The sequence below is a fragment of the Pseudochelatococcus sp. B33 genome (genome assembly GCF_053570585.1).
In genome coordinates this window covers 203,944-227,342 of sequence record NZ_JBSEFH010000004.1, presented here as the reverse complement: position 1 = coordinate 227,342, position 23,399 = coordinate 203,944, and the positions used below count along the sequence as shown (strand labels likewise).

25 protein-coding genes are annotated in these 23,399 nt (G+C 67.6%); 6 read left to right on the top strand and 19 right to left on the bottom strand.

Annotated elements, in window-relative coordinates; translation table 11 throughout:
* Positions 1 to 22 precede the first annotated feature (22 nt).
* The 6 genes from ACUSIJ_RS05980 to ACUSIJ_RS05955 form a co-directional block, all read right to left on the bottom strand.
* Positions 23 to 1,531 carry a tripartite tricarboxylate transporter permease gene (locus tag ACUSIJ_RS05980; RefSeq protein ID WP_449307463.1) on the bottom strand — a complete coding sequence of 503 codons (1,509 nt, stop codon included), beginning with the start codon at positions 1,529 to 1,531 and terminating at the stop codon, positions 23 to 25.
* Between the two features lie 57 nt (positions 1,532 to 1,588).
* Positions 1,589 to 2,086 (bottom strand): tripartite tricarboxylate transporter TctB family protein, encoded by a 498-nt coding sequence (locus ACUSIJ_RS05975; RefSeq protein WP_449307462.1) that lies wholly within the window; start codon positions 2,084 to 2,086, stop codon positions 1,589 to 1,591.
* Between the two features lie 22 nt (positions 2,087 to 2,108).
* A complete protein-coding gene (locus ACUSIJ_RS05970; RefSeq protein ID WP_449307461.1) occupies positions 2,109 to 3,068 on the bottom strand; it encodes a Bug family tripartite tricarboxylate transporter substrate binding protein in 960 nt (319 codons plus the stop codon).
* A gap of 92 nt (positions 3,069 to 3,160) precedes the next feature.
* A complete protein-coding gene (locus tag ACUSIJ_RS05965) occupies positions 3,161 to 3,961 on the bottom strand; it encodes an SDR family NAD(P)-dependent oxidoreductase (protein WP_449307460.1) in 801 nt (266 codons plus the stop codon).
* Between the two features lie 151 nt (positions 3,962 to 4,112).
* Positions 4,113 to 5,195 (bottom strand): AbrB family transcriptional regulator, encoded by a 1,083-nt coding sequence (locus tag ACUSIJ_RS05960; protein ID WP_449307459.1) that lies wholly within the window; start codon positions 5,193 to 5,195, stop codon positions 4,113 to 4,115.
* A complete protein-coding gene (locus ACUSIJ_RS05955) occupies positions 5,192 to 6,589 on the bottom strand; it encodes an MmgE/PrpD family protein (RefSeq protein ID WP_449307458.1) in 1,398 nt (465 codons plus the stop codon). The genes ACUSIJ_RS05960 and ACUSIJ_RS05955 overlap by 4 nt, the downstream gene beginning before the upstream one ends.
* 191 nt (positions 6,590 to 6,780) lie before the next feature.
* Here ACUSIJ_RS05955 and ACUSIJ_RS05950 point away from each other — a divergent pair, with 191 nt between their 5' ends.
* Positions 6,781 to 8,193, top strand: coding sequence for an MmgE/PrpD family protein (locus tag ACUSIJ_RS05950; RefSeq protein ID WP_449307457.1), 1,413 nt, complete (start codon positions 6,781 to 6,783; stop codon positions 8,191 to 8,193).
* Positions 8,194 to 8,440: 247 nt separating this feature from the next.
* Positions 8,441 to 9,172 (top strand): GntR family transcriptional regulator, encoded by a 732-nt coding sequence (locus ACUSIJ_RS05945; protein WP_449307456.1) that lies wholly within the window; start codon positions 8,441 to 8,443, stop codon positions 9,170 to 9,172.
* A gap of 49 nt (positions 9,173 to 9,221) precedes the next feature.
* On the opposite strand, the gene ACUSIJ_RS05940 is transcribed toward ACUSIJ_RS05945, so the two are convergent.
* A complete protein-coding gene (locus tag ACUSIJ_RS05940) occupies positions 9,222 to 10,583 on the bottom strand; it encodes an aminotransferase-like domain-containing protein (RefSeq protein ID WP_449307546.1) in 1,362 nt (453 codons plus the stop codon).
* A gap of 204 nt (positions 10,584 to 10,787) precedes the next feature.
* Between ACUSIJ_RS05940 and ACUSIJ_RS05935 the strand changes: the two genes are divergently transcribed.
* A complete protein-coding gene (locus tag ACUSIJ_RS05935) occupies positions 10,788 to 11,648 on the top strand; it encodes a DMT family transporter (RefSeq protein ID WP_449307455.1) in 861 nt (286 codons plus the stop codon).
* A gap of 24 nt (positions 11,649 to 11,672) precedes the next feature.
* On the opposite strand, the gene ACUSIJ_RS05930 is transcribed toward ACUSIJ_RS05935, so the two are convergent.
* Both ACUSIJ_RS05930 and ACUSIJ_RS05925 read right to left on the bottom strand, forming a co-directional pair.
* Positions 11,673 to 11,930, bottom strand: a complete 258-nt coding sequence (locus ACUSIJ_RS05930; protein WP_449307454.1) for a hypothetical protein — start codon at positions 11,928 to 11,930, stop codon at positions 11,673 to 11,675.
* A 24-nt stretch (positions 11,931 to 11,954) separates the two neighbouring features.
* Entirely contained in the window at positions 11,955 to 12,755 is an 801-nt protein-coding gene (locus tag ACUSIJ_RS05925) for a DUF899 domain-containing protein (RefSeq protein ID WP_449307453.1), read from the bottom strand.
* 117 nt (positions 12,756 to 12,872) lie between these two features.
* Here ACUSIJ_RS05925 and ACUSIJ_RS05920 point away from each other — a divergent pair, with 117 nt between their 5' ends.
* Positions 12,873 to 14,093 carry a helix-turn-helix domain-containing protein gene (locus tag ACUSIJ_RS05920; protein ID WP_449307545.1) on the top strand — a complete coding sequence of 407 codons (1,221 nt, stop codon included), beginning with the start codon at positions 12,873 to 12,875 and terminating at the stop codon, positions 14,091 to 14,093.
* A 149-nt stretch (positions 14,094 to 14,242) separates the two neighbouring features.
* Here ACUSIJ_RS05920 and ACUSIJ_RS05915 read toward each other — a convergent pair whose 3' ends face one another.
* The 6 genes from ACUSIJ_RS05915 to ACUSIJ_RS05890 form a co-directional block, all read right to left on the bottom strand.
* The gene (locus ACUSIJ_RS05915; protein ID WP_449307452.1) at positions 14,243 to 14,728 is read right to left on the bottom strand and encodes an anthrone oxygenase family protein; all 486 of its coding nucleotides are present in this window, start codon (positions 14,726 to 14,728) and stop codon (positions 14,243 to 14,245) included.
* A gap of 198 nt (positions 14,729 to 14,926) precedes the next feature.
* Positions 14,927 to 15,325, bottom strand: coding sequence for a VOC family protein (locus ACUSIJ_RS05910; RefSeq protein WP_449307451.1), 399 nt, complete (start codon positions 15,323 to 15,325; stop codon positions 14,927 to 14,929).
* A 61-nt stretch (positions 15,326 to 15,386) separates the two neighbouring features.
* On the bottom strand, positions 15,387 to 15,869 hold the full coding sequence (locus ACUSIJ_RS05905) for a VOC family protein (protein WP_449307450.1): 483 nt from the start codon (positions 15,867 to 15,869) through the stop codon (positions 15,387 to 15,389).
* On the bottom strand, positions 15,866 to 16,297 hold the full coding sequence (locus ACUSIJ_RS05900; RefSeq protein WP_449307449.1) for a VOC family protein: 432 nt from the start codon (positions 16,295 to 16,297) through the stop codon (positions 15,866 to 15,868). Before ACUSIJ_RS05900 ends, ACUSIJ_RS05905 begins: the two co-directional genes overlap by 4 nt.
* A 23-nt stretch (positions 16,298 to 16,320) precedes the next feature.
* Positions 16,321 to 16,938 carry a dihydrofolate reductase family protein gene (locus ACUSIJ_RS05895; protein ID WP_449307448.1) on the bottom strand — a complete coding sequence of 206 codons (618 nt, stop codon included), beginning with the start codon at positions 16,936 to 16,938 and terminating at the stop codon, positions 16,321 to 16,323.
* Between the two features lie 2 nt (positions 16,939 to 16,940).
* Complete coding sequence (locus ACUSIJ_RS05890; protein ID WP_449307447.1) at positions 16,941 to 17,390, bottom strand: VOC family protein; 450 nt, start codon at positions 17,388 to 17,390, stop codon at positions 16,941 to 16,943.
* A gap of 59 nt (positions 17,391 to 17,449) precedes the next feature.
* On the opposite strand from ACUSIJ_RS05890, the gene ACUSIJ_RS05885 reads away from it, so the two are divergent.
* Positions 17,450 to 18,130: a winged helix-turn-helix transcriptional regulator gene (locus ACUSIJ_RS05885; RefSeq protein ID WP_449307446.1), complete on the top strand. Its 681-nt coding sequence runs from the start codon at positions 17,450 to 17,452 to the stop codon at positions 18,128 to 18,130.
* Positions 18,131 to 18,160: 30 nt separating this feature from the next.
* On the opposite strand, the gene mbfA is transcribed toward ACUSIJ_RS05885, so the two are convergent.
* Positions 18,161 to 19,138, bottom strand: coding sequence for an iron exporter MbfA (gene mbfA, locus ACUSIJ_RS05880; RefSeq protein ID WP_449307445.1), 978 nt, complete (start codon positions 19,136 to 19,138; stop codon positions 18,161 to 18,163).
* Positions 19,139 to 19,391: 253 nt separating this feature from the next.
* Between mbfA and ACUSIJ_RS05875 the strand changes: the two genes are divergently transcribed.
* On the top strand, positions 19,392 to 20,840 hold the full coding sequence (locus ACUSIJ_RS05875) for an amidohydrolase family protein (RefSeq protein WP_449307444.1): 1,449 nt from the start codon (positions 19,392 to 19,394) through the stop codon (positions 20,838 to 20,840).
* Positions 20,841 to 20,875: 35 nt separating this feature from the next.
* Here ACUSIJ_RS05875 and ACUSIJ_RS05870 read toward each other — a convergent pair whose 3' ends face one another.
* From ACUSIJ_RS05870 to fdxA, 3 genes are all read right to left on the bottom strand, one after another.
* A complete protein-coding gene (locus tag ACUSIJ_RS05870) occupies positions 20,876 to 22,075 on the bottom strand; it encodes an amidohydrolase family protein (protein ID WP_449307443.1) in 1,200 nt (399 codons plus the stop codon).
* A 77-nt stretch (positions 22,076 to 22,152) separates the two neighbouring features.
* The gene (locus ACUSIJ_RS05865) at positions 22,153 to 22,926 is read right to left on the bottom strand and encodes a ferredoxin--NADP reductase (RefSeq protein ID WP_449307442.1); all 774 of its coding nucleotides are present in this window, start codon (positions 22,924 to 22,926) and stop codon (positions 22,153 to 22,155) included.
* A gap of 28 nt (positions 22,927 to 22,954) precedes the next feature.
* Entirely contained in the window at positions 22,955 to 23,287 is a 333-nt protein-coding gene (gene fdxA / locus ACUSIJ_RS05860; RefSeq protein WP_449307441.1) for a ferredoxin FdxA, read from the bottom strand.
* Positions 23,288 to 23,399: the final 112 nt, after the last annotated feature.

The following is a 23,399-nucleotide window of genomic DNA, read 5'->3' as shown; positions in this document are numbered from 1 at the left end:
ATGTTCTTCCCTCTCTCCTCGTTCACGCTGTCTGGGTCTCGGAAGAGCGCCGGTGGCGCCGGATTTCGGCCGTCAGGGCCAGAACGATGACCAGCCCGGCGCAGATCAGCAGGCCGAGACTCAACGGATTCTGGATGAAGACGCTGTGATCGCCGTTGGTCAGCAGCAGCGACCGGCGGTAGTTCGACTCCACCATGTAGCCGAGCACGATCCCGAGGATCAGCGGCAGCGCCGGGAACTTCAGCAGGCGCATCACATAGCCCATCACGCCCGCCCCAAGCACGATCCAGAAATCGAACAGACTGTGGTTGATCGAATAGATGCCCGACAGCACGATCATCAGGATGCCGGCCGTGAGATAGGGCTTGGGCTGGTTCACCAGCCATATGCAGGGCGTCAGGATGAGGATGCCGAAAAGCAGCATGAACAGGTTGGAGACGAAAAGCCCGCCGAAGAGGCCGTAGACCAGGTCCGGCCGGTTCGCGAGCAGCATAGGGCCGGGCTGGATGCCATGGATCAGCAGCCCGCCCAGCAGGATCGCCATGGAGTTCGACCCGGGAATACCGAAGGTGAGCGTCGGCACCAGCGCGCTGGAGGTGACGGCGTTGTTGGCGGCCTCCGGGGCGACGACGCCCTCCTCCGAGCCCTTGCCGAACAGTTCCGGCGTCTTCGACCAGCGCCTGGCTTCGTTGTAGGACAGGAAGGCCGCCACCGTGCCGCCAGCTCCGGGGATCGGCCCCTCGATGATGCCGATGCCGGTGCCTATCGCCTGCGCCCGGCGCAAGCGCCACAGGGTCTTCAGGCTGGGCAGCTTCACCCGGCGGACGGTGTTGCTGATCTGCTGGCCCGCGAGGGGGTCGTCGCGTTCGGCGACCTTGCTCATCAGCTCGGCGACTGCGAAGACGCCCAGCATGACGAAGATGTAGTCTATCCCTCCCAGCAATTCCGCCTCGCCGAACGTGAACCGGGTCACGCCCGACAGTGGATCGGTCCCTACCGTGGCGATGATGAGGCCGATGACGCCCATGATCATGCCCTTGATTAGGGACCCCTCCGAGAGCGCGGCGATGATGCTCAGCCCCAGGAAGGCAAGCGCGAAATAGGCCGGCGGCGTGAACAGCAGCGCGATACTGGCAAGCGGCTTCGTCAGCAGCACCAGGCAGATCAGGCCGACGAGGCCGGCGATCGTGCCCGCGACGAGCGACAGGCCCAGCGCCTCGCCGCCCCTGCCCTGCTTGTGCATGGTATAGCCGTCGATGACGGTGGCGGCAGCCGCGTTGGTGCCGGGCGTGCGGATGAGGATGGCCGGTATCGAACCGCCGTATTCCGCGCCGATATAGACGCCCGTCAGCATGACGATGGCGGCGAGAGGCGACATCTCGAAGGTGAACGGCAGAAGCAATGCCATCGCGATGGACGGAGAGAGACCAGGCAACGCGCCGCCGAGGATGCCCCACAGGACGCCGCCGGCGGCGGCAGTGAGAACCGGCAGGGACGTTACCGCAGCCCAAGCGTAGTTAAAGCCATCCATTGGCGTTTCCGATCCTGAAGCGTGCTGGACGAGACCCGGCCCCGAAAGGGCCGGGGCTCAACTGAACAGGGAAGGCCAGAAGCCCGCCGGCAGGGGGATCTGCAGAATCTTGACGAAGATGACGTAGCAGACCGCCCCGCCGCCGATGGCGAAGTACAGGGTCTTCAGCGACGGCTTGAGCCCCGAGTAAGTAGCCACCACACCCAGAACCAGGGCCGCAGACAGCGCGTAGCCAAGGAACGGAAGCAGGAGCAGATAGGCTGCGCCGATACCGATGAGCCCGAATGCGCGCAGATGGCTTGCCGGCGCCTCGTCGTCTTCGGCGGCCTCGGCCTGCCTGACAGCGGCGCCGGAACGCCGCTGCTTTCTCATGTCCATGTAGGTCTGGACGGCCAGACAGATGGACAGCACGGCCAGGGTGACGGCAAGCAGCTTGGGCAAACCGTCGGCTCCGACATGGCCGGCAAGGGGACTTCTTGGAAGAGCATCCGCCCCGAGCCAGTAAACAATTGCGAAGACGAACAATATCCCCGATACAGCAAGTGTGGCCCGCATTGGATCCTCCCTTGATCCTGTCCTAATCGGTGATGTTGTATTCCTTGAAGAAGGCCGTCATCTCCTCGGCGAACTCAGCCGTGAACGCGCGCGCTTCCTCCTGATTCATGAAGGCCTTCTGCACGCCCTCCGCCTCGTACCAGGCCTTGAACTCGGGATCCTCGAGCAGCTTCTGGACGCCCTCCTCCCACGCCGAGACGATTTCGGGCGCCAGCCCCTTGGGACCGGCAAGGCCGCGGAACTTGCGCACCACCAGATCGATGCCCTGTTCGCGCGCTGTCGGCACATTCTCCAGAACGGGCACGCGCTCCTCGGTATAGGTCGTGATGACGCGCATCGCTCCCGCCTCGATCTGCCCGCGCAATTCGGCGATCTCGCCGATGCCGAAATTCGCGGTTCCGTTGAGGACGTTGAGTATCACGTCACCGCCGCCGTCATGGGTCAGGATGACGACATCCGTCTTCGTGAGCGCCTTGAACTGCTCCATGACCTGCCGATCGAGCGAACCCGGCGTGCTCACCGCGGCAATGACCCGGCCCGGCCGCTGCTGGGCGTCCTCGATGATGTCCGAAAGGTTCTTGTAGGGGCTGTCGGCGCGGACGAAGACCACCTGCGGATCGTAGAACATGTTCAGGATCGGATCGAGGTCGCTGTATCCCGCCTGCGGCTTGCTGAGCAAAGTGGTGATGATGTAGGACGGCGTCGTGCCATAGATCTGGCTGCCATCCTTGGGACCGGAAACGAGCGCCGCCATGGCGCGCGCGCCGCCGCCGCCCGTGATGTTCTCGACCACGAAATTGGTGCCCATGATGGAATTGAGCTGCGTGGCCAGCCGCCGCAAGAACACGTCGGTGCCGCCGCCCGCGCTGGAATGGGTGACGAGCTTGACCGGGGAAACGGGGTAATCGGCCTTGACCGGCGCGGTCATGAACGCGACGGCGGAGATGGCGGCGAATAGAGCCGTGAACAACTTGCGTTTCATTTCAACCTCCCTGGAATTTTCTTCCGCGCGCTTGCGGATGCGTGCCGCAAGCGACATTTATCGTTCCGCCCCAAGCGATACGGAGGGGCGTTTCACGCCAGATACAGACCTCCGTTGACGTGGAACGTCTGCCCCGTGATAAAATCGCCGGCGGAGCCGCAGATGGTCATGATGACCTGCGCCACATCCTCGGGGAGCCCTTCGCGGCCCACCAGCGGCTTGCCGCCGGAAGGCAGCGCAATGCCCCGCCCGGACGAGACGGACCGCTTGCCGCCGATCTTGCCCGGCGCGACGCAGTTTACGGTGATGCCCTGCGGCGCGAACTCCACCGCCAGAGCCTTCGTCAATCCGACCAGCCCGGCCTTGGCCGTCGCCACGTGCGCGCGCTCGATCGCGCCCGTGTGACCGCTGACGCCGCCGATGTTGATGATGCGGCCATGCCGATGCCGCACCATGTGCGGGATCGCCGCACGGCTGCACAGGAAAGCGCCGTCGAGGATGACGGCCATGATCTCCCGCCACTCGGCGAGGGTCATCCCGGTGAAGGCCGCCTCGCGGCGGATGGCGGCGTTGTTGACGAGGATGTCGAGGCGGCCGAAGCGATCGATGATGGCATCCGTCATCCCGGCCACCGCGTCCTCGTCGGTCACATCGGCGATCTGGACGAGTGCCCGAGACCCCAGGCGCTCGACGTCGCGCGCCGTCGCCTCGGCCTCCTCGCGGGAGGAACGGGCATTGATGACGACGCTGGCCCCGGCCCCGGCGAGGGACAGCGCGGTCGCCCGCCCGATCCGGCGCACGCTTCCGGTCACGAGCGCAACCTGCCCTTCCAGCGGACGGCCGGGGTCGTACTGCCCCGACGGCCGAGCAACCGGCACGCATTCTTCACCCATTCGCCCCTCCCGATCCCCGGACGCCCCGGGATGGCTGCCCCATTGCCACGCCATCTTTCTTCGGCCATTGCACACAGCAGTATGCAATAAAATTCAATACAAGCCCATACTACATATCTCGCTTCGCGGATTTTTTGTCAATTGTCGACAATCATTTTGTTGGAGACGGCCCCAGCCAGCGCCGGAGCATCGCATCGACCGCGACGAACAGGCCGATCCTGCGGAAAAGGCGGAAGAAATGCTGGCTGAACGCGTTGACGGTAAACGATCTGACGATATGGAAAGACGTGACCAGCGCCACGTTGAGGTGCAGCAGTTGCGCTGTCAGCGCCATCTCGGCCAGCCCTCCCGGCGCAGCGGCAAGCGCCGTGCTCGACAGGTCGATGCCCGTCGCCAGATGCAGGAGAACCGAATAGCCGAAAAGCAAGACCGTCATCACCGCAATGAAAACCACCGTCATGACGCAGACCCGCGGCAGTTTCACGAGGCTTGCGCGTCTGAAGCGCGCCCCAATCGAGAGGCCGATCAGGAACTGCCCCAGCGCGAAAAGGGCATAGGGCATGCGCCCGTCGATGAAGCCGGAGGCTGCGATCGCGCCCGACCCCAGCAACCCGCCTATCATCCACGGATTGTTCATGCCGGTGCGGCGCACCAGGAACACGCAGATGCCGGCCGACAGAAGCAGGACGGCCACTTCCAGCGGCGCCACCGGCAGGCGGCCGGACGCTTCGGACATCCCCCCATCGACGCCGAAGGTGAGCAGCAGCGGCGGCATGATGCAGACCAGCAGCGCCACCCGGATGGTCTGGGACAGCGCCACCGGCTCGCGCTCGGCCCCTTCCTTCTCGCCGGTGCGCGCCATCTCCGCCAGTCCTCCGGGCGTGAGGCAGAAGAAGGCGGTGGTGGCGTCAAGCCTGCTGGCCCGCGCATAGGGAATGCAGAGCAGCGCCGTCATCAGGATCGACACCAGCGCCGTCACCACCATGGCCGGAAACCAGGTCAGGATCAGCCCGAGGGATTCGACGGTGACATAGAGGCCGACCGACGTGCCGACCAGCAGCTGGCCGAGTTGCCGGCCCCGCCGGGAAGCAAGCACGTCGACGCCGAGAAGCGATCCTATTGCCGTGGGAACCAACGCTCCGAGCAGCCAGGCGAGAGGCAACCCGGCCGTAGACGCCAGATAGCCGCTCGCAGCCGCGGCCGCGAGAACGGCCAGCGCGGGCAAGTGCTTCATTGTATCGGGTCCTTCCGCGCGGCGAGGCGCACCAGTTCGCTGACGTCCTCCAGCAGGTCGAGCCCGCCGACGGCCGCGGCCAGCCTCTCCGCGGCCGTCTCACCGATCACCGGCGCGGCATTGGCGAGGAATTTCGCGGCAAGCGCATCGTCGCTCATCGGATTGTCGGCGGTTCCGCTGGCGTGCTCCACGCGATGGCTCCGGCGACCGTCGTCGTCGAGAATGACGGTCGCCTCCGCCTGATCCCGGCCCAGCGCCTCGTCGGTGACGACGTCGAAGAGGGCCGCGAAAGCCTGCACGTCGGGCCGCATCGCCCGCGCGTCGGAGAACTGCGCGACGCCGGCCGCGCGGTCGAGGAAGGCAACGGCGGCGGTATGCGTGAGGCTGAACTTCGACTTCAGCCCGGAGCGCGGTTGAGCGACCCCCGTGATCGAGACCGCCGCCGGATTGACGCGGAGTTCCACGGCGCGCACGCGCGCGGGATCCCCGACCGCATTGCCGAGCGCGATCATGGCATCGATGGCCGGATGGAGCACGACGCCGCAGGCGTAGGGCTTGTGGCCGTTGCGCAGGATCTCCCAACGCGTCCCGAGCCCGTCGACCAGAGCCTCCTCGCTGGTCTCGCGGCTGTAGATGCGGCAGAAGCCGCGGCGGCCCTCGAGGATTTCGTCGGAGCCGTCGAAACCGTTCCCGGCCAGCAGGGCAGCCAGAAGGCCGCTGGAGGCGGCCCTGCCGGCATGGAACGACTTGGCCATGGTGCCTCTGTTCTGCTGCATGCCGGAAGCCTGCGTGGCGGCCAGGGCGATGGCGTTGACCGTGCGCGGCGCATCGAGAGCCAGCGCCCTGGCTGCGGCTACGCCCGCCGCGATCGTTCCCAGCGTGCCGGTCAGGTGCCAGCCGCCGGCATGGTGGAGGGGGGCCGCCTGCCCCGCGCGCACTCCCGCCTCGAAACCGAGCGCATAGGCGAGAACCAGCTCCCGGCCGCTCATCCGCCTCGTATCCGCGAGCGCCAGCAAGGCCGCGAGGATCGGCGAACTGGCGTGGAGGATCACGCCGCCCATATGCGTGTCGTCGAAATCCAGCACGTGGCCCATCTGGCCGTTGGCGAGAGCAGCCTCCGACATCCCCAGGCGCAGGCCGCGGCCGATCACGCCCGCAGTCCCCGCAGAACCGAAAGCCGCGGCCGTGCGCAGCAGGATGTCGACGGAAGGATGGGTACTGCCGGCAAGCGCGCACCCCATCCAGTCGAGCACGCCGCGCCGGGCGGCGTGCACGGCTGTTTCCGGAAGATCCTCGAATTCGGCCGCCACGATGAACTTGGCGAGGCGCCGCGTAAGCCCCAGCCCCAGCGCGGCCGCTCCATAGCCGACGCCCGCGTTTTCAGAACCTTGCATTCCGTTTCCCCCTCCCCGACAGTGAACCGCTCCGACGGTCATGCCTCGCCGACGAAGTGGACGGAGCATGCGTCGTTGACACGTGGAATGGCAGTGTATTACTGCATGCAAGTGCATACTAGCCACGACGGCCAGTTGGCAACCTCGCGCCGGCCACCTGCACCGGCCGCCTTCACCGGCAAGGAGTCTCCATGTCAGGCTCGCACAGCACCGGCCCGTCCGCCATCGCACGATCCCTGTCGGAATATGTCGCGCATGCGCTCGACACGCCTCTTCCCGATGCCGTCATCGGGAAGACCAAATGCCATATCCTCGATACGTTCGCGGCCATGCTGTCGGGCTCGCGCCTCAAGGTCGGCCGGCTTGCGACGGCTTTCGCCGGGGCGCAGGGAGGCCGGCCGGAAGCGACGCTCGTCGGCACCGCCGAGCGCGTGCCCACCGTCGTTGCGGCGCTTGCCAACGGCATGTCCGCCCATGCCGATGAAACGGACGACTCACATCTGCGCGGGCGCTTTCATCCCGGCTGCGGCATCCTTCCCGCCGCCTTCGCAGCCGCCCAGGCTCGCGACGCCAGCGGAACCGATCTCATCCACGCCGTGGCGCTCGGCTACGATATCGGCGCACGCGCCGTGATGTCGCTCGGCTTCGCCCGCCCGGACACCGCCCGCCACAGCAGCCACAGCATCGGCCCGCTGTTCGGCGCGACCGCCGCCGCCGCCGCTCTCATGCGGCTCGACCCAGCCGGCGTGCGCCATGCCTTCTCCTATGCCGCCCAGCAGGCATCCGGCATTCCCTTCTGGCAGCGCGACTCGGAGCACGTCGAAAAGGCGTTCGACTTCGGCGGCATGGGCGCGCGCAACGGCGTGACCGCCGCCGCGATGGTGGCCGCCGGCTTCAGCGCGGTGGAAGACCCCTTTGCCGGACGCCACAACTTCTTCACGGCCTTCGGCGAGGAGCCTGATCCCGACATCCTCGTCCGCGAACTCGGCGAGCGCTTCGAGATCCTCGACGCCACGATCAAGAAATGGTGCGTGGGCTCGCCCATCCAGTCGATTCTGGATGCGGTGACGGCGCTCGTCGATACGCACGGGCTGCGGCCGGAAGACGTCGCCGAGGTCACCATCGTCACCTCCGACGACCGCATCCACATCATCGACAACCGGACCATGCCCGCCGTGTGCGCGCAGCACCTTGCCGCCCTCGCGCTGGTCGACGGCACGGTCACCTTCAAGAGCACGCACGACGAGGCGCGCATGGACGATCCGGCCGTCCTGGCGATGCGCCGCCGCATCCGGCTGGTTCCCAGCGCCGAGCTCACGGCCGCGCGCCCGGCGCGCCAGGCCATCGTCGAAATGACGCTCAACGATGGCAGCCGCCTCTCTCACCACGCCAGGACGGTTCGCGGAACGCCCGACAATCCGATGGCAACCGGCGAGATCGTGGCGAAGGCGGTCGACCTCGTCGAGCCCATCCTCGGCGCGGAACGCGCGCAGGACCTCGCGCGCACCGTCATGGAGCTGGAGCGCCTGCCGTCAGCCAACGGCCTGCACGCCCTGCTGGCCGTCAGCGACCAGAGCGCGCTCCGATCAAATGGAATCATTTGATCGATAAGAATCGCTCGAAATCAAAGAGTTAGAGCATGTCAGCGTTTCCGCGAAACGATGACATGCTCTAAGGGCCGCAGCCGGCTTGCATCCCGCCGCCCCCATCTCCATCGTATGCGTCTGGATACAATGGTCGCCGTGATGAATCGACCTGTTCCTGCGTGGATGACATCGGGCCCGGTTCGGGCTAGAAGGAGCGCTGGCGTCGGCGACGGCGCCATTCCGTTCCTGTCAGCCGGGTAACCTCATGGCCGAAGTTGCATCGAAATTGCGTGGCGAGACCGCCTATACGCGCCTCAAGAACGAGATCGCCAACGGCGAGATGGCGCCCGGCAGCCGCGTGCGCGAGGTGGAGATCGCCGAACGGCTGAAGATCAGCCGCACGCCCGTCAGGGAAGCGTTGCGCCGTCTCGAGGCCGATGGTCTCATCACGCACGTTCCGCATCTGGGCGCGGTCGTCGCCAAGCTGGATCATCAGGCGGTCATCGAACTCTACGGCATGCGCGAGGTTCTGGAGAGCACGGCGGCGCGCTACGCCGCAAGGCATGCGTCGGAAGCGGAGGTTCAGGATCTCGCGGACATCGTCGCCACCGAGATGGACCACGCGGACAATCCCTCCGCGCTGGCGCAGATCAACCGCACGTTCCACGCCGGCCTCTACCACGCGGCCCACAACCGCTTTCTGCTCAAGGCGCTGGGCTCCCTGTCGGATGCGATGATCCTGCTCGGCGGCACGACGCTTTTCGTCGATTCACGCTCCGTCACCGCCCATGAGGAGCATCTCGCCATCGTCGGTGCCATTGCCGCGCGCGATGCCGATGCGGCCGAGGAGGCGGCACGCCTTCACATCCGCAATGCGCAGCGGGCGAGGTTGAAGCTCCTCCGTGCCGAGATGATGGACGGCAACGGGCCGAATGCGGTCGAGGCCGATGCCGCGGGGAGTGGGGACCAGAAGAGCCGGCAAGGATCGGCAGCGTAGCCGGCCCGCCGGGCACCGTCCGTCATGGCCACTGCGGCGGTCCCAGGGCTCAAGCGTTTGCCGATCGCAGCGCGCTCCCGAGCACCTCGAACACGCGAGGATCGCCCATCTGCGCGGCGTTGAAGCGCATGAAGCCGGAAGCCGTCTGCGAGATGCTGAACACGTCGCCCGGTGCCAGCACCACGCCCTCCCTGAGCGCGGCGTGGGCGACTGCCGCGGCATCGCGGCCGTCGGGCAGGCTGCACCACAGATAGAAGCCGCCGCGCGGCATCAGCCAGGGAGAAATGCCGAGCGTCTCCAGCCTTGCGGCGGTATCCCGTCTGGCGCGGGCGAGCCGCCGGTGCAGGGCCTGCAGATGCTTGCGGTAGCTGCCGTCGCTGAGCGCGGCGAAGACCAGCTCGGCGGCGACGGGGCTGACGCCGCCGAAGCTCGTCGCCACCTGCAGGTCGATCAGCGCCTCGATCCACTCCGGCCGGGCAGCGATGTAGCCGCACCGGATCGAGGCCGAGATCGTCTTGGAGAAGCTGCCGATGCGCACGACGCGCGACAGCCCGTCGAGCGCGGCCAGACGCGGCGATTGATCCGGTTCGAAATCGGCGAAGATATCGTCCTCGACGATCGTCATGTCGTGCGCCGCCGCGACATTCAGCAAGCGATGCGCGGTCTGCGGCGACAGCGTCGCCCCCGTGGGATTGTGGAGCGCGGAATTGGTGATGTAGAGGCGCGGACGATGCGCTGCCGCTGCCTCGCCGAAACGCTCGACGTCGGGTCCGGCCGGGGTATAGGGAACGCCGACGACCTCCGCCTGATGGGCGCGCAGAAGCGCCTGGAAGTTGAAGTAGCAGGGATCGTCCACCAGCACGGCGTCACCGGGCCTGAGGAGGAAGCGGCAGACGAGGTCGATGGCCTGCGTGCCGGAGCCCGTGAGCAGAATCCGGTCGGGGCCGGTGTCCAGACCCTCCCCGGCGAACTGGCGCGCCAGCAGGCTGCGCAGGTGCAGCGGGCCGCGCGTGGTGCCGTAGTCGGAGAGAATCGTGTCATCGGTCCTGGCGAGGCTTCTCATGGCCCGGCGGATCGCGGCGTTCGGCATCCAGCCGGCCGGCAGCCAGCCGCAGCCGGGCTTTGCCGTCGCCGCCTCGGCATCGAGCGACTGGCGCGAGACCCAGAAGGGATCGAGCTCACGGTCGAGCTTCGGGCCGATCTCGGCCAGCGTCAATGGCGCGGCCGCACCCGTGACATAAAAGCCGGAGCCCTGCCGGGAACGAATCAACCCCTCCCCCGCAAGCCTGTCGTAGGCTTCGACCACGGTCGAGGGCGACACGCCCATGGCGGCGGCGAAGGCGCGGATGGACGGCAGCCGGTCGCCTGTCGTCAGCGCGCGGCTCGCGACCCTCGCCCTGATCGCCTCCATCACCGCCAGCGTGCGCGTCGTCGAACGCTCCTGCACCGTTTCACCTCCCTGGTGTATGGCAATCATAAGCCATACAGTTTGTTGAAATTGTACCGAAGTGTTGCTGTCACCGCCAGTCACAACCGGCTAGAGCGTGTTCCGATCCGGCGGAATCGTCTGATCGATAAGAATTCACTCTGGGTTCCGTCGCGGAATGGAGACGAGATGAAAACGACGACGGCAGGCTGGGGCAGCGGACTCATGGGCGTTCTGATCTTCAGTGGCTCGCTTCCGGCCACGCGGGTGGCTGTCGGCGGGCTGTCGCCGCTCTTCCTGACCTCGGCGCGCGCGGTGATCGCCGCGTCGCTCGGACTGGCCATGCTCTGGCTGCTGGGGCAGAGGCGGCCCGCGCGGGGCGATGTCGGGCCGCTGGCGATCGTCGCCCTTGGTGTGGTGGTCGGCTTCCCGCTGCTGACGGCGCTCGCGCTTGAGCACATCACCTCCGCACGCTCGATCGTCTTCATCGGCCTCCTGCCGCTCTGCACCGCGATTTTCGGCTGCCTGCGCGGCGGCGAGCGGCCGAAGCCGGCGTTCTGGCTGTTCTCGATCGTCGGCGGCATGCTGGTTGCCGGCTTCGCGCTGGCCGAAAGCGCGCCCGCCTCGCTGACGGGCGATCTGCTCATGATCGCGGCGGTCCTGCTCTGCGGCCTCGGTTACGCCGAGGGCGCCAGGCTGTCACGCAGCCTGGGCGGCTGGCAGGTGATTTCGTGGGCGCTCGCCCTGTCGGCGCCGGCGATGGCGCTGCTGGCGCTGGCGACGGTCCCGGCGGACTGGCGCGCCGTCGACACGGCGGCCTGGATCGGGCTCGCCTATGTCTCCGTGTTCAGCATGCTGGTCGGCTTCGTCTTCTGGTATCGCGGGCTGGCGCTCGGCGGCATTGCCGGGGTCGGTCAGCTGCAGCTTCTCCAGCCCTTCTTCGGCCTCTCGCTGGCGGGGGTGCTTCTCGGCGAACCCGTCGGCTGGACGATGATCGCCGTCACCGTCCTCGTGGTGCTGTGCGTCGCAGGTGCCAGGCGCTATGCCTGAACCGCCGCAGCAGGACGGCCGCGATCAGCCGAAGATGCGCTTCAGCCAGGGCGGCATGTGGAAAACGCTCATGAGCAGGTACATCAGGGCCATGCCGCTCAGCGGCAACGCGTCGTTCGCGGCCGTGCAGATGGAGGCGGGTTCCCCGCTCATGCCCGCGAGCAGCGCCATGGTCGCGAAGGTCGGCATGGCCGCGAGGCTCAGCCAGCCGGCCGCACCCGGGGCGTGCGCGTCGGACGGTCCGCCGGAGGGGCCGGCAGTTTCATGACGGGCCGGAATCATGACGTCGAACCTCGCTCGAAGCGCTCAACCCTGCCCGTATTCGTCGCGGCGGCGCCACCACACGCCCGCCTCGTTGCGCCCCCTGGGTGTGCGGTCGAGCCACTGGTACATGCTCCACAAGCCGTCGAGCCCGCGCGCATAGGCGGAATAGGTGTGGTAGACGACGCCGTCATCGCGCGCGAAGGCGCTCATGCCCGGCCTGTCGCGCGTATAGGTGGCGACGTCGGTTCCCGTCATGGCGGCGATCTCCGCGACCGGCCCCTCGCCGCCGCGGGACTTCCACGCCTGAACGGTCTTTCCGGCGAGCGGCTGGCGGGGCGTTGCGGGCTCGCGCCGGTAGTTGTATTCGATGCCGCCCTCCTGCTGCTGCTCCTCGGTGAACCACACGTTGAAGTCGGCATTGAAGTCGCTGGCGGAGGAGGACACCCAGTTGAAGGTCCAGCCCATCCGCCGCCTGTAGGCCAGCAGCTTCTCGATGGGAGCCCGCGACACGACCGCGAACGCGACATCGTGATTTTCCAGGTGAACGACGCTGCCGTCGAACCCGTCCGCGAGCGCCGAGCATGAGGGGCAGCCCGCCGCGTAGTCGGGGCCGAACATGAAATGGTAGATCAGGAGCTGCGAGCGTCTCCCGAAAAGGTCCGCGAGCGAGCAGCTCCCGTCGGCGGTGTCGAAGCGGTATTGCCTGTCGACCCGCACCCAGGGCAATTCCTGCCGCTGGCGGGCCAGTTCGTCGCTGCGCTGCGTCAGCGCCTTCTCTTCCTTGAGCAGGGCGAGCCGGGCCGCCAGCCATTGCGCGCGTGTCCCGATGGTGTGCTGTGTCATCTCTTGCCTCATTCGTATCGATACGGCTTGCCGATTGCCGGTCGTCGCATAGGCTAGGAGCGCCCGTCGAAAGGTGGGAGTGACAAGTGTGACGGGATTGACGGATTGACGATCGACATGGACCCGATGATCGCGACGGCAGCGCGTGCGCTTGCGGCGGGCGATCCCCTCGGGGCGCTGAACGCGGTGGCGCTGCGCGAGGACGCGCCCGCCCTCGCCCTGCGGGGCATTGCAATGGCACAGCTTGGCGACCTGGACCGGGCGAAGGCCCTGTTGCGGCGCGCGGGGCGCGCCTTCGGTCCGAAAGAGGCGGTGGCCCGCGCGCGATGCATCGTCGCCGAGGCCGAGATAGCGCTCGTCTCGCGGGACCTCGGCTGGCCGGCGCGGGCGCTGGACGCGGCGCGGGCGACGCTCGAAGCCCACGGCGACCGGCTGAACGCCGCGCATGCGCGCAATCTCGAGGTGCGGCGCCTGCTCCTGATCGGCCGTCTCGACGAGGCCGAGCATGCGCTCGTCGGGCTCGATCCCACGCCGCTCCCGCCCGCATCGAGGGTGGCCCGCGAGCTGGCGGTCGCGGGCATCGCGATCCGGCGACTGCGGAGCCAGGCGGCGCGGGCCGCCCTCACCCGCGCCGGACATGCCGCCCGCGCGGCGGGCATCGTCGCGCTGACGGCGGAGGTCGAAAGCGCGTTCCTCATGCTGGATACGCCCGCCGCGCGCCTGATCGCGCGCGGCGAGGAACGCCCCCTCCTGCTGGAGGAGGTCGAAGCGCTCATGGCGTCGGGCGCGCTCGTCGTGGATGCGTGCCGCAATGTCGTGCGGGATGCCCGCATGGTCGTCCCGCTCGCGACCCGGCCGGTGCTGTTCGCGCTGGCCCGCGCCCTGGGCGAAGCCTGGCCCGCGGACGTATCGCGGGACAGGCTCATCGCCCTCGCCTTCCGGGGCAAGCACGCCGACGAGTCCCACCGCGCGCGGCTGCGCGTCGAGATGGGCCGGCTTCGCGCGGCCCTCGGGGCGCTGGCGGAGGTGAGCGCGACGACGCGCGGTTTTGCGCTGGCGCCGCGCCACGCGCGCGAAACCGTCGTGCTGGCGCCGCCTGTCGAGGAGCAGCACGCGGCGGTGCTCGCCCTGCTTGCCGACGGCGAGGCGTGGTCGAGTTCGGCGCTGGCGATGGCGCTCGGTGCCAGCGCGCGCACCGTGCAGCGGATGCTCGGGCAGCTGTCGGCGGCGGGCAAGGTGCAGTCGTTCGGCCGCGGGCGGGCGTGCCGCTGGGTGTCGCCGCCAGTGCCGGGTTTCCCGACAGTCCTGCTACTCCCCGGCCCGCCGCCGGGCCATTAGGATGCGCCACAGGGCGCATGGCCGGGGGTCAGGCGCGGGCTGGGGCGTCGTCACTGCGACGCGTGATGGCGGCCGTGAGACGCGCCGCCAGGGTGGCGCGCGCATGGAATGCGTGGAAGAGACCGATGGCATCCCCCCCCCCCGCCCGATCACCGGACGGCGATTGCATGGATGAACAACGCCGTCGCCACGGTGGAGGCGATGGTGCGGACATGGTTCCAGAACGTCCAATCGCCGAGATAGCGCGCCCACACGTCCGCCCCGTCGACGCTCGCGGGATCGACGGCCGCAAGGGCATTGTTGAGCGGGACATTGAACACCATCGTGCAGACGAACATGCCGACAACATAGATGGCGCCGCCGGCGAGCATCGCGAAGGAGCCCGCCTCGCCCCATTGGAACAGAGCAACGATTACCAGGACAAGACCCGCAAGGCTGGTGCCGAAAAATAGAGGCATGAACGGCGAGCGCACGATCACGGCATTGATGGCATTCATCGCTGCGATGCCGGCCTGCGCCTCGATGCGGCCGAGCGCGGTCATGACGAAGGTGGAAAACGCGAAATAGAGCCCCGCGATCAGGCCGCAGCCGATGGCGGAGAACCAGAGCAGAGCGGTGGTGATCGCATGGACCATCGTCAGGCCTCCCGAACGCCGGTTGCGGCGGTATGACGGATAGGGGAAAGAGATCGGCCAGCGCGGCCACACGGCGCGTGTGGAACCTCTCGTGGAACGGCGGCGGAGCGACGCCGCCGTTGCCGGTACATTCGTTGGCCGATATCGCCGCCGCACGCGCGCCGCGCCGCAACGGTCGTACAGGGGACGAGCGGCGGATCAGCCCTCGAAGGTCGAGATCCACCACACGTTTCCGGCCCCGTCCCGCACGCCGCCGCGGCGGTCGGTGTCTTCCGCGTCTTCCGCGCGCGTGGGCGCCTGCACCGAGGTGGCGCCGAGGGCGAGCGCCTTGCGGTAGGCCGCGTCGACGTCCGGGACATAGACGTGCAGCCAGACCGGGAACGCCGGATACTCCTCCGTCGCCTGCGAGAGCATCACGGTGCTGTCACCGATCCTGTACTCGCCATGCCGCAGCGAGCCGTCCGGGCGCTCCAGCTTCATCAGCTCGACGGCGTCCAGCACCTCGACGGCGAAATCGATGACGGCCGCGGCATCCTGCGCCATGATGTAGACGGAGACGTCCGGCCGCCCTTCTGGCTTATAACCTGTTGATTTCATTTTTATTAATGCTCCCTGTCCGGAACCGTCGAAGCCCGGCTCTCTGCCGCGACGCAGCGGATCACGCCGCGTCGGCGGCGCTTTCGATGGCGGCGATGTCGATCTTCTGCATCGTCATCATGGCGGTCATGGCGCGTCGTGCCCGACCGGCATCGGGATCCTTTATCAGCGCCATCAGTCGGCGGGGGGTGATCTGCCAGTACAGGCCCCAGCGGTCCTTGACCCAGCCGCAATCGCCCTCCCGGCCGCCGTTGGCGACGATGGCGTTCCAGAGGCGGTCGGTTTCTGCCTGGTCGTCGGTCAGGATCTGGAAGCTGACCGCCTGGGTGTGCGGGAACTGGGCGCCGCCGTTGAGGCCGAGATAGGCCCGGCCGGCCAGGGTGAACTCCACGACCAGCACCGTGCCGGCGGGCCCGGACGGCGTGTCGACGGGGCTGTGGAGGACGGTATCAATGCGGCTGTCGGGCAGCAGGGAGGTATAGAAGGTCGCGGCCTCCTCGGCGGCGCCGTCATACCAGATGCAGGGGACGATCTTGTCGCTCATGGTGCGGTCTCCTGCCTGGTGTTGATCAGCCAGTCCTTGCCGAAGCGGTCGCGCGTCGCGCCGAAGCCGGGCGACCAGAAGGTGGCGGCGAACGGCATCTGCACGATCCCGCCCTCGGCGAGCGCGTCGAAGACGCGGCGGGCCTCGTCGACCGTGTCGAAGTGCAGCGCGATCGAGCCGGAGGCCGTGCCGGCGCTCGTGCCGTCCCCGCACGCGCCGGGCGGCGGGCTGTCGGAGCCCATGATCGCCTGATCGCCGACCTCGAGCCAGGCGTGGGCGATCTTGTCCTTCCACTCGGCATCGACGGGCGAATCCGGTATCTCGCCAAAGGTGAACAGGACCAGCCGATCGGCCCCGAGTATCCTGGCATAGACCTCGAAGGCCTCGCGCGCATTGGTCTCGAAGGTGAGGTTGGGGGTGATCTTCATGACGTTGTCCTTTTCCTTGTCGGTCAGGCAGGGGTGAGGGCGAAGGAGCCCGTGCGCACGGGTCCCGCCCGCTCATAGGTTGAAATGACGACCCCGGTGGTGGAGTTCCGGCTCCCGGTCAGTTTCAGGCCGACATCCTTCGCCCCCTCGCGGAACAGGCGCTTTCCGGAGCCGAGGATCACGGGGAACGTCAGCAGGGTGAAGCGATCGACGAGATCGGCCGCCAGCAGCGACTGGAGCAGATCGGCGCTTCCCTGCGTCAGCAGGTCGGGCCCGTCCTCGGCCTTGAGGCGGCGCACCGCCTCGACGGCGTCGGGGCCAATGGCGTGGCTGTTGTTCCAGCCGAGCGGCCCGGGGCTGCGGGTCGCCACGTATTTGGTCATGGCGTTCAGGCTGTCGGCGAAGGGGCTGTCCTGGACCCGGGGCCAATAGGCAGCGAAGATGTCGTAGGTCTTGCGGCCGAGCAGCAGGGCGACGGGGTCGGCGAAGCTCCGGCCGACCGTCTCCCCCGTCACCGCGTCCCTATGAGGCACGATCCAGCCGCCGTGGGAGAAGCCGCCCGACGTGTCCTCTTCCAGCCCGCCCGGCGCCTGCATGACGCCGTCCAGGCTGAGGAAGGCAGCCACTATCAGCTTGCGCATGATCAGCTTTCCTGCGCGTTGACGAAGGCTTCGGCCCCCTGTGCGGCGGCGACCGGGTCCATCCACACGACTTCCCAGATGTGGCCATCCGGATCGGCATAGTTGCGGCCATACATGAAGCCGTAGTCCTGGGTGGCGTTCGGATCGGCCTTGCCGCCCGCCTTCGCGGCGGCGTCGACCCTTGCATCGACCGCCTCGCGGCTGTCCGCAGTGAGGCAGAGCAGCACCTGGGCGGTCTTGTGGGCGTCCGGAATCGCCCGGTCGGTGAACGTCGCCCATTTCTCGTGTGTCAGCAACATAGCATGAATGGTATCGGAAAACACCATGCAGGCGGCCGTCTCGTCCGAGAACAGCGGGTTTCGGGTCCCGCCCACGGCCTCGTAAAAGGCGGTCGAGCGGGCGAGGTCGGTCACCGGCAGGTTGACGAAGATCATCTTGGGTGCAGAAGCCATAGCGTTGTCCTCCTTGTTTGGTTTGCAAACCATACGGCCTCATGTTATAAATGGCAACCATGAAGTTAGAAAAAATAACTGAAAAGTCCCGCCGCTACGACGATGCCTGCGGAACGGCCCACGGGCTGGAGCTGCTGGGTGAACGCTGGACGCTGCTGGTCGTTCGCGAGCTGATGCTGGGGCCAAGGCGCTTCGGCGATCTGCGGCGCGATTTGCCGGGGCTGAGCGCCAATGTGCTGACCCAGCGGCTGGAAACGCTTGAGGCGAACGGGGTGGTGCGCCGGCGTATGCTGGCGCCGCCGGCCTCGGTGCAGGTCTACGAGCTGACCGACTGGGGCTATGAGGCCGAGCCCATCATCCAGACGCTGGGCCGCTGGGCCGTGCGCTCACCGGGCCACGATCCGAACCAGCCGATCAGCGCGGTCTCGATCATGCTGTCGTTCCGCACCATGTTCGCGCCCGGCGTGCGGCCGGGCTTCGACGCCGTGATCGGCTACCGGACGGGCGAGCACCGGTTCCGCATCGTGGTTGAACCGGACGCGCTGACGGTGCGGCGCGTGGAAACGATCGACGATGCCGACGTCATCTTCACCGGCCCGCCCGAGGCCCTGGGCGCCGCCGCCTACGGGCCGGGTCTCGCGGCGATGGAGGCGGCAGGGGCCCTGCGCCTGGAGGGGTCGCGCGAAATCGCCGAGCGCTTCCTGGCCCTGTTCGAACTGCCGCCGAAGGTGGAAATCTAGCAATTGGCACTGAACGCGGCCGGGCCGCGCTCATCCGCCGCCGATGAGCACCCCCGCGCCAAAGACCAGCGCGCCGCCCAGCACGACCTGAAACACCGCGCGCAGGAACGGCGTTTCCATGTAGCGGTTCTGGATCCAGGCAATGGTCCAGAGTTCGATGAAGACCACGACAAAGGCAATCGCCGTCGCCGTCCAGAAATCGGGGATCAGATAGGGCAGTGCATGTCCCAATCCCCCGAGCGTGGTCATCACCCCCGAGGCGAGCCCGCGCTTCCACGGGCTGCCACGCCCCGACAGCACGCCGTCGTCGTGGGCCGCCTCGGTGAAGCCCATCGAGATCCCCGCCCCCACGCTGGCGGCAAGGCCGACGAGGAAGGTGGTCGAGGTGTCCTGCGTGGCAAAGGCCGTGGCGAAAATCGGCGCCAGCGTCGAGACCGACCCGTCCATCAGCCCTGCGAGCCCCGGCTGCACCCAGGTGAGGATGAACTGCCGCCTTTCCGCGAAATCCTCGCCGGCCTTCGCGTCCGCGCCCAGATGGGCGACCTCCAGGGCCTCGGCCGTTCTTTCATGGCTCGCTTCCGCAGCCGCCAGATCGCCCAGCAGCTTGCGCGTCTCCGCGTCCGCGGTCCGTGCGGCGGCGCGGATGTAGAAGGCTTCGGCTTCCTTCTCCATGGCGGCCGCCTCACCGCGGATCGTGTCCAGCGAGAGGTTGGCCGACAGCCAGACCGGCTTGCGCGTGTAATAGCCTGCAACATGCTCGCGCCGGATCAGCGGGATGACCGGGCCGAACCGCGTCTCGTGCAGGTCGATCAGGCTGCGGCGGTGGGCATCCTCCTCGACAGCCATGCCCTCGAAGATGGCGGCGGTGTCGGGGTAGTCACCGCGCAGCTTCTCGGCATATTGGCGGTAGATCCGGGCATCGTCCTCCTCGGATGAAATGGCGAGCGCGAGTATCTCCTGCTCGCTAAGATCCGAGAAACGGCGGCGGGACGACAGGGCGGTCAGCACGACGGGCTCCTTTTTTAGAATAATTCTATAAATATGCCGTCGCACCGCAATTGCCAAGCTGGTTGTGCGCGGCACAATGAAGCCGGCCGCGCCGTATCGTCCTCGGCTGCTGCATCCCGGATCACCGTCGGGCGGAGCCACCCCGGCCCGCGGTCTCCGCATAACGTCTGTACCCGCTCAGTCCCGTTAAGTAGACTTGCGATTAAGTAGACTTGCGTTTCCCGCCGCTTCGACAGCTTCAGCAGGAGGCACCATGACAAACCGTTCGGGCGTGCGCTACGGACATCTCCTGGGCCAGTGCCTTTGCCACGGCGCAGAGGCGCGGCGCGTGATCTGCACCGTCGAGGAGGCGTTTTCGCGGCGCACCGTGCTCAAGGGCTTCGCCGCCGCGGTGGCGGGAAGCGCGCTCGGGCGGACGGCTCCGGCCGCGGCCGGGACCTCCCCCGCGACCGTGCTAGCCAACGCCCGCATCTTCGACGGCGTCTCCGCCGGGCTGATCGACGGCCGCGACATCGTCGTGGCCGATGGCCGCATCGCGGCGCTCGTCGCCCGCGCGGATGCCCCCGGCGACGCGCGGACGATCGACTGCACCGGCAAGGTGGTGATGCCGGGCCTCATCGACGCGCACTGGCACAGCTTCATGGCCGCCCTGCCGCAGGCCATCGCGATGACCGCCGACGCCGCCTACATCCACCTGCTCGCGGCGCAGGAGGCCGGACGCACCCTGCTGCGCGGCTTCACCAGCGTGCGCGACGTCGGGGGACCGACCTTCGCGCTCAAGCGGGCCATCGACGAAGCGCGCTTTCCCGGGCCGCGCATCTTCCCTTCCGGAGCGATGATCTCGCAGACCGCCGGCCACGGCGATTTCCGTTTCCGCAGCCAGATCCCGAGCACGCCGACATCCCCCCTCAGCCCGGCGGAACAGGAAGGCATCGCCATCATCGCCGACGGCGTGCCGGACGTGCTGAAGCGCGCCCGCGAGCAATTGCTGCTCGGGGCCAGCCAGTTGAAGATCATGGTCGGCGGCGGGGTCTCGTCGCTCTACGATCCGCTGGATTCGATCCAGTTCACCGCGCCCGAGATCAGGGCGGTGGTCGATGCGGCTTCGGACTGGGGCACCTACGCCTGCGCCCATGTCTACACGCCCGAAGGCATTGACCGCGCCCTCGCCTGCGGCGTGAAGAGCATCGAGCACGGTCAGCTTGCCGACGCGCCCACCGCCAGGCGCATGGCCGATGCCGGCGCGTGGTGGAGCCTCCAGCCCTTTCTGGCCGACGAGGACTCCAACCCCCAGGCGACGCCGGAGCAGCAGGCCCAGCAGCAGGCCATCGCCGAGGGCACGGTTCGCGCCTTCGAGCTCGCCCGGCAACACGATGTGAAGACCGCTGTCGGCACCGACATCCTGTTCAGTCCGGCGAAGACGGGGACGCAGGGCCGGCAGATCGCCAAGCTGGCGCGCTGGATGCCGAATGTCGACGTGCTGCGCCTCGCCACCAGCCGCAACGGCGAGCTGCTGGCGCTATCGGGCGCGCGCAACCCCTATCCCGGCAGGATCGGGGTCATCGAGGCCGGCGCCCATGCCGATCTGCTCGTCGTCGACGGCAATCCTCTCGAGGACATCGGTATCATCGGCGAGCCGGACCGGCGCATGGCGTTGATCATGAAGGCCGGCACGATCTACAAGAACACGCTGAACGCATGAGGCCGCTGCCGTGCCTCCCGCGACGCGAGCTGTCGTCAGCGCCCGACGATGACGGGGATGCGCGTGGCCGGCGGCGTGTTGCGCGAGCGGTGGCTGCGCACGATGCCATCGATGACGGTCATGCCGACGCCGGGGAGATCGCCCAGTTCCACGCTTTCCAGCAGGTTCCGGCCCGGCGAGTGCTGCGCCTTGTCCAGGATGACGAAGTCCGCCGCGCGGCCCGCCTCGACGAGCCCGACGTCGAGATTGCGCATGCGCGCCGTGTTGCCCGTCGCCAGGCAGAACGCCTGCTCGGCGGGAAGGCCGCCGAGGGAGGAGAGCAGCGAGATCATGCGCAGGATGCCGAGCGGCTGCACGCCCGAGCCCGCCGGACCGTCGGTGCCGAGGATGACACGGTGCAGGTCGCCCATCTCCCGCGCGATCCGAAGCGTGTAGAGGGCCGAGCGCTCGTTGCCGTTGTGGACGAGTTCGAGGCCACGTCTGCAGCCCTCGCAGATGCAGCGGATCTGCTCGTCCGGCAGGGCGGTGTGGCCGCCGTTGATATGGCCGACGACATCGGTATCCGCCTCGAGCACCACATCCTTGTCGATCAGGCCCGATCCGGGGATCGACGGTCCGCCCGTGTGGATGGTCGACTGGATGCCGTACTTGCGCGCCCAGCCCACCATCCGGCGCGCGGTCGGCCCGTCCTTGACGCCGCCGAGGCCGACTTCGCCGAGGAGCTTGACGCCGGCCGCCGCCAGTTCCCTGAAATCGTCCTCCACCATGTCGGGCTCGATCACCGGCGCGCCGGCGTGGATCTTCACCCCGCCGGGACGGAAGTTGGTGAAGGCGCGCTGGGCCGTGATCGCCAGCGCCTTGAGGCCGACGACATCGCGCGGCCGGCCTGGGTAATGGACCTCACCAGCCGAGATCATCGTCGTGACGCCGCCGTTCAGCGTGCTGTCGATCCAGTTGAGCTGGCTCTGGCGCGGCGTCCAGTCGCCGGCGACGGGGTGGACGTGGCTGTCGATGAGGCCGGGCGCGACGGCACAGCCGTTGGCATCGATCAGCGTCGTCGCCCCTGCGGTGTCGACGTCCTTCTCCCGCCCGACCGCCGTGATGCGTCCGTTGTCGGCGACGATCGTATCCGCGTCGAGAACGGGCTGCTCCAGATCGCCGCTCAGCAGCAGTCCGATGTTGCGAATGACGAGCCTTGTCGGTTCGCCTGTGGCCGCGGGCACATCGTGCGCCATGTTGATCCTCCTCCATCAGCAAGGCCGCCGGCGCACCGGGCGCCCGCGGCGGATTCAACCGTTCCCCAAAGGCGGCGTCAGCGTTCGGCGAACGCCTTCTCGATCACGAAATGGCCGGGCGAGCCGCTGCTGCCTTCGTCGAAGCCGAGCCTGTCGACCAGCGTGCGCAGATCGGCCATCATCGAGGGCGAGCCGCAGATCATCACCCTGTCCGTCTCCCTGTCGAGCGGCGGCAGGCCGATATCGGCGAACAGCCTGCCGCTCTCGATCAGCGCCGTGATGCGCCCCTCGTGGCGGAACGGCTCGCGCGTGACCGTCGGATAGTAGACGAGCTTTTCCTTTACTTCCTCGCCCAGCAGTTCGTGCTCCGGCAACGCCCTGGTGATGAGGTCGGTATAGGCCAGCTCGTTCACCCAGCGGGTACCGTGGACGAGCACCACCTTCTCGAACTGCTCGTAGGTTTCGGGATCGCGGATGATGGACAGGAACGGCGCCAGACCCGTGCCCGTGCCGAGCAGATAGAGCCGACGCCCGGGCAGCAGGTTGTCGAGCACCAGCGTCCCCGTCGACTTGCGGCCGACGATGACCGTATCGTCCACCCGGATGTGCTGCAGTCGCGAGGTCAGGGGGCCGTTCGGCACCTTGATGGAAAAGAATTCGAGCGTGTCCTCCCAGTTCGGGCTGACGATCGAATAGGCGCGCAGCAGCGGCCGCCCGTCGACCCTGAGGCCGATCATGGTGAACTCGCCGGTGCGAAAGCGGAAGCCGGGATCGCGCGTCGTGGTGAAGCTGAACAGCGTATCCGTCCAGTGACGGACGCCCAGAACCTGCTCGTTGAAGAAATTGCTCATGATAGCGCTCGTAGCGGGCGGCGGGAAATCACAGGGAAGCCGGCTGCGCGGAGAGAAGCGCGGCCTTGCCGGCCCTCTCCTTCCACGCGTCGGCATCCGCCGGCGGTTGCCCCTTTGCGGTGATGTTGGGCCACACGCCGGCATATTGCGCGTTGACGGCAACCCAGGCGGACGCCCGCGGATCGGTATCCGCAAAGATGGCCTCCGCCGGACATTCCGGCTCGCACACGCCGCAGTCGATGCACTCCCCGGGATGGATGACCAGCATGTTTTCTCCCGCATAGAAGCAGTCCACCGGACAGACCTCGACGCAGTCCATATAGGTGCAGCGGATACATCCCTCGGTCACGACATAGGCCATGAGAACCCCCTCATCAAACCCTCGGAGCTGGCATTTTTGTTTGTATACAAATGAAAATGTACGGGCAATCGCAGGTGCTGTCAATCGGCCTTGGGCAGAAATGGCGGCGGAT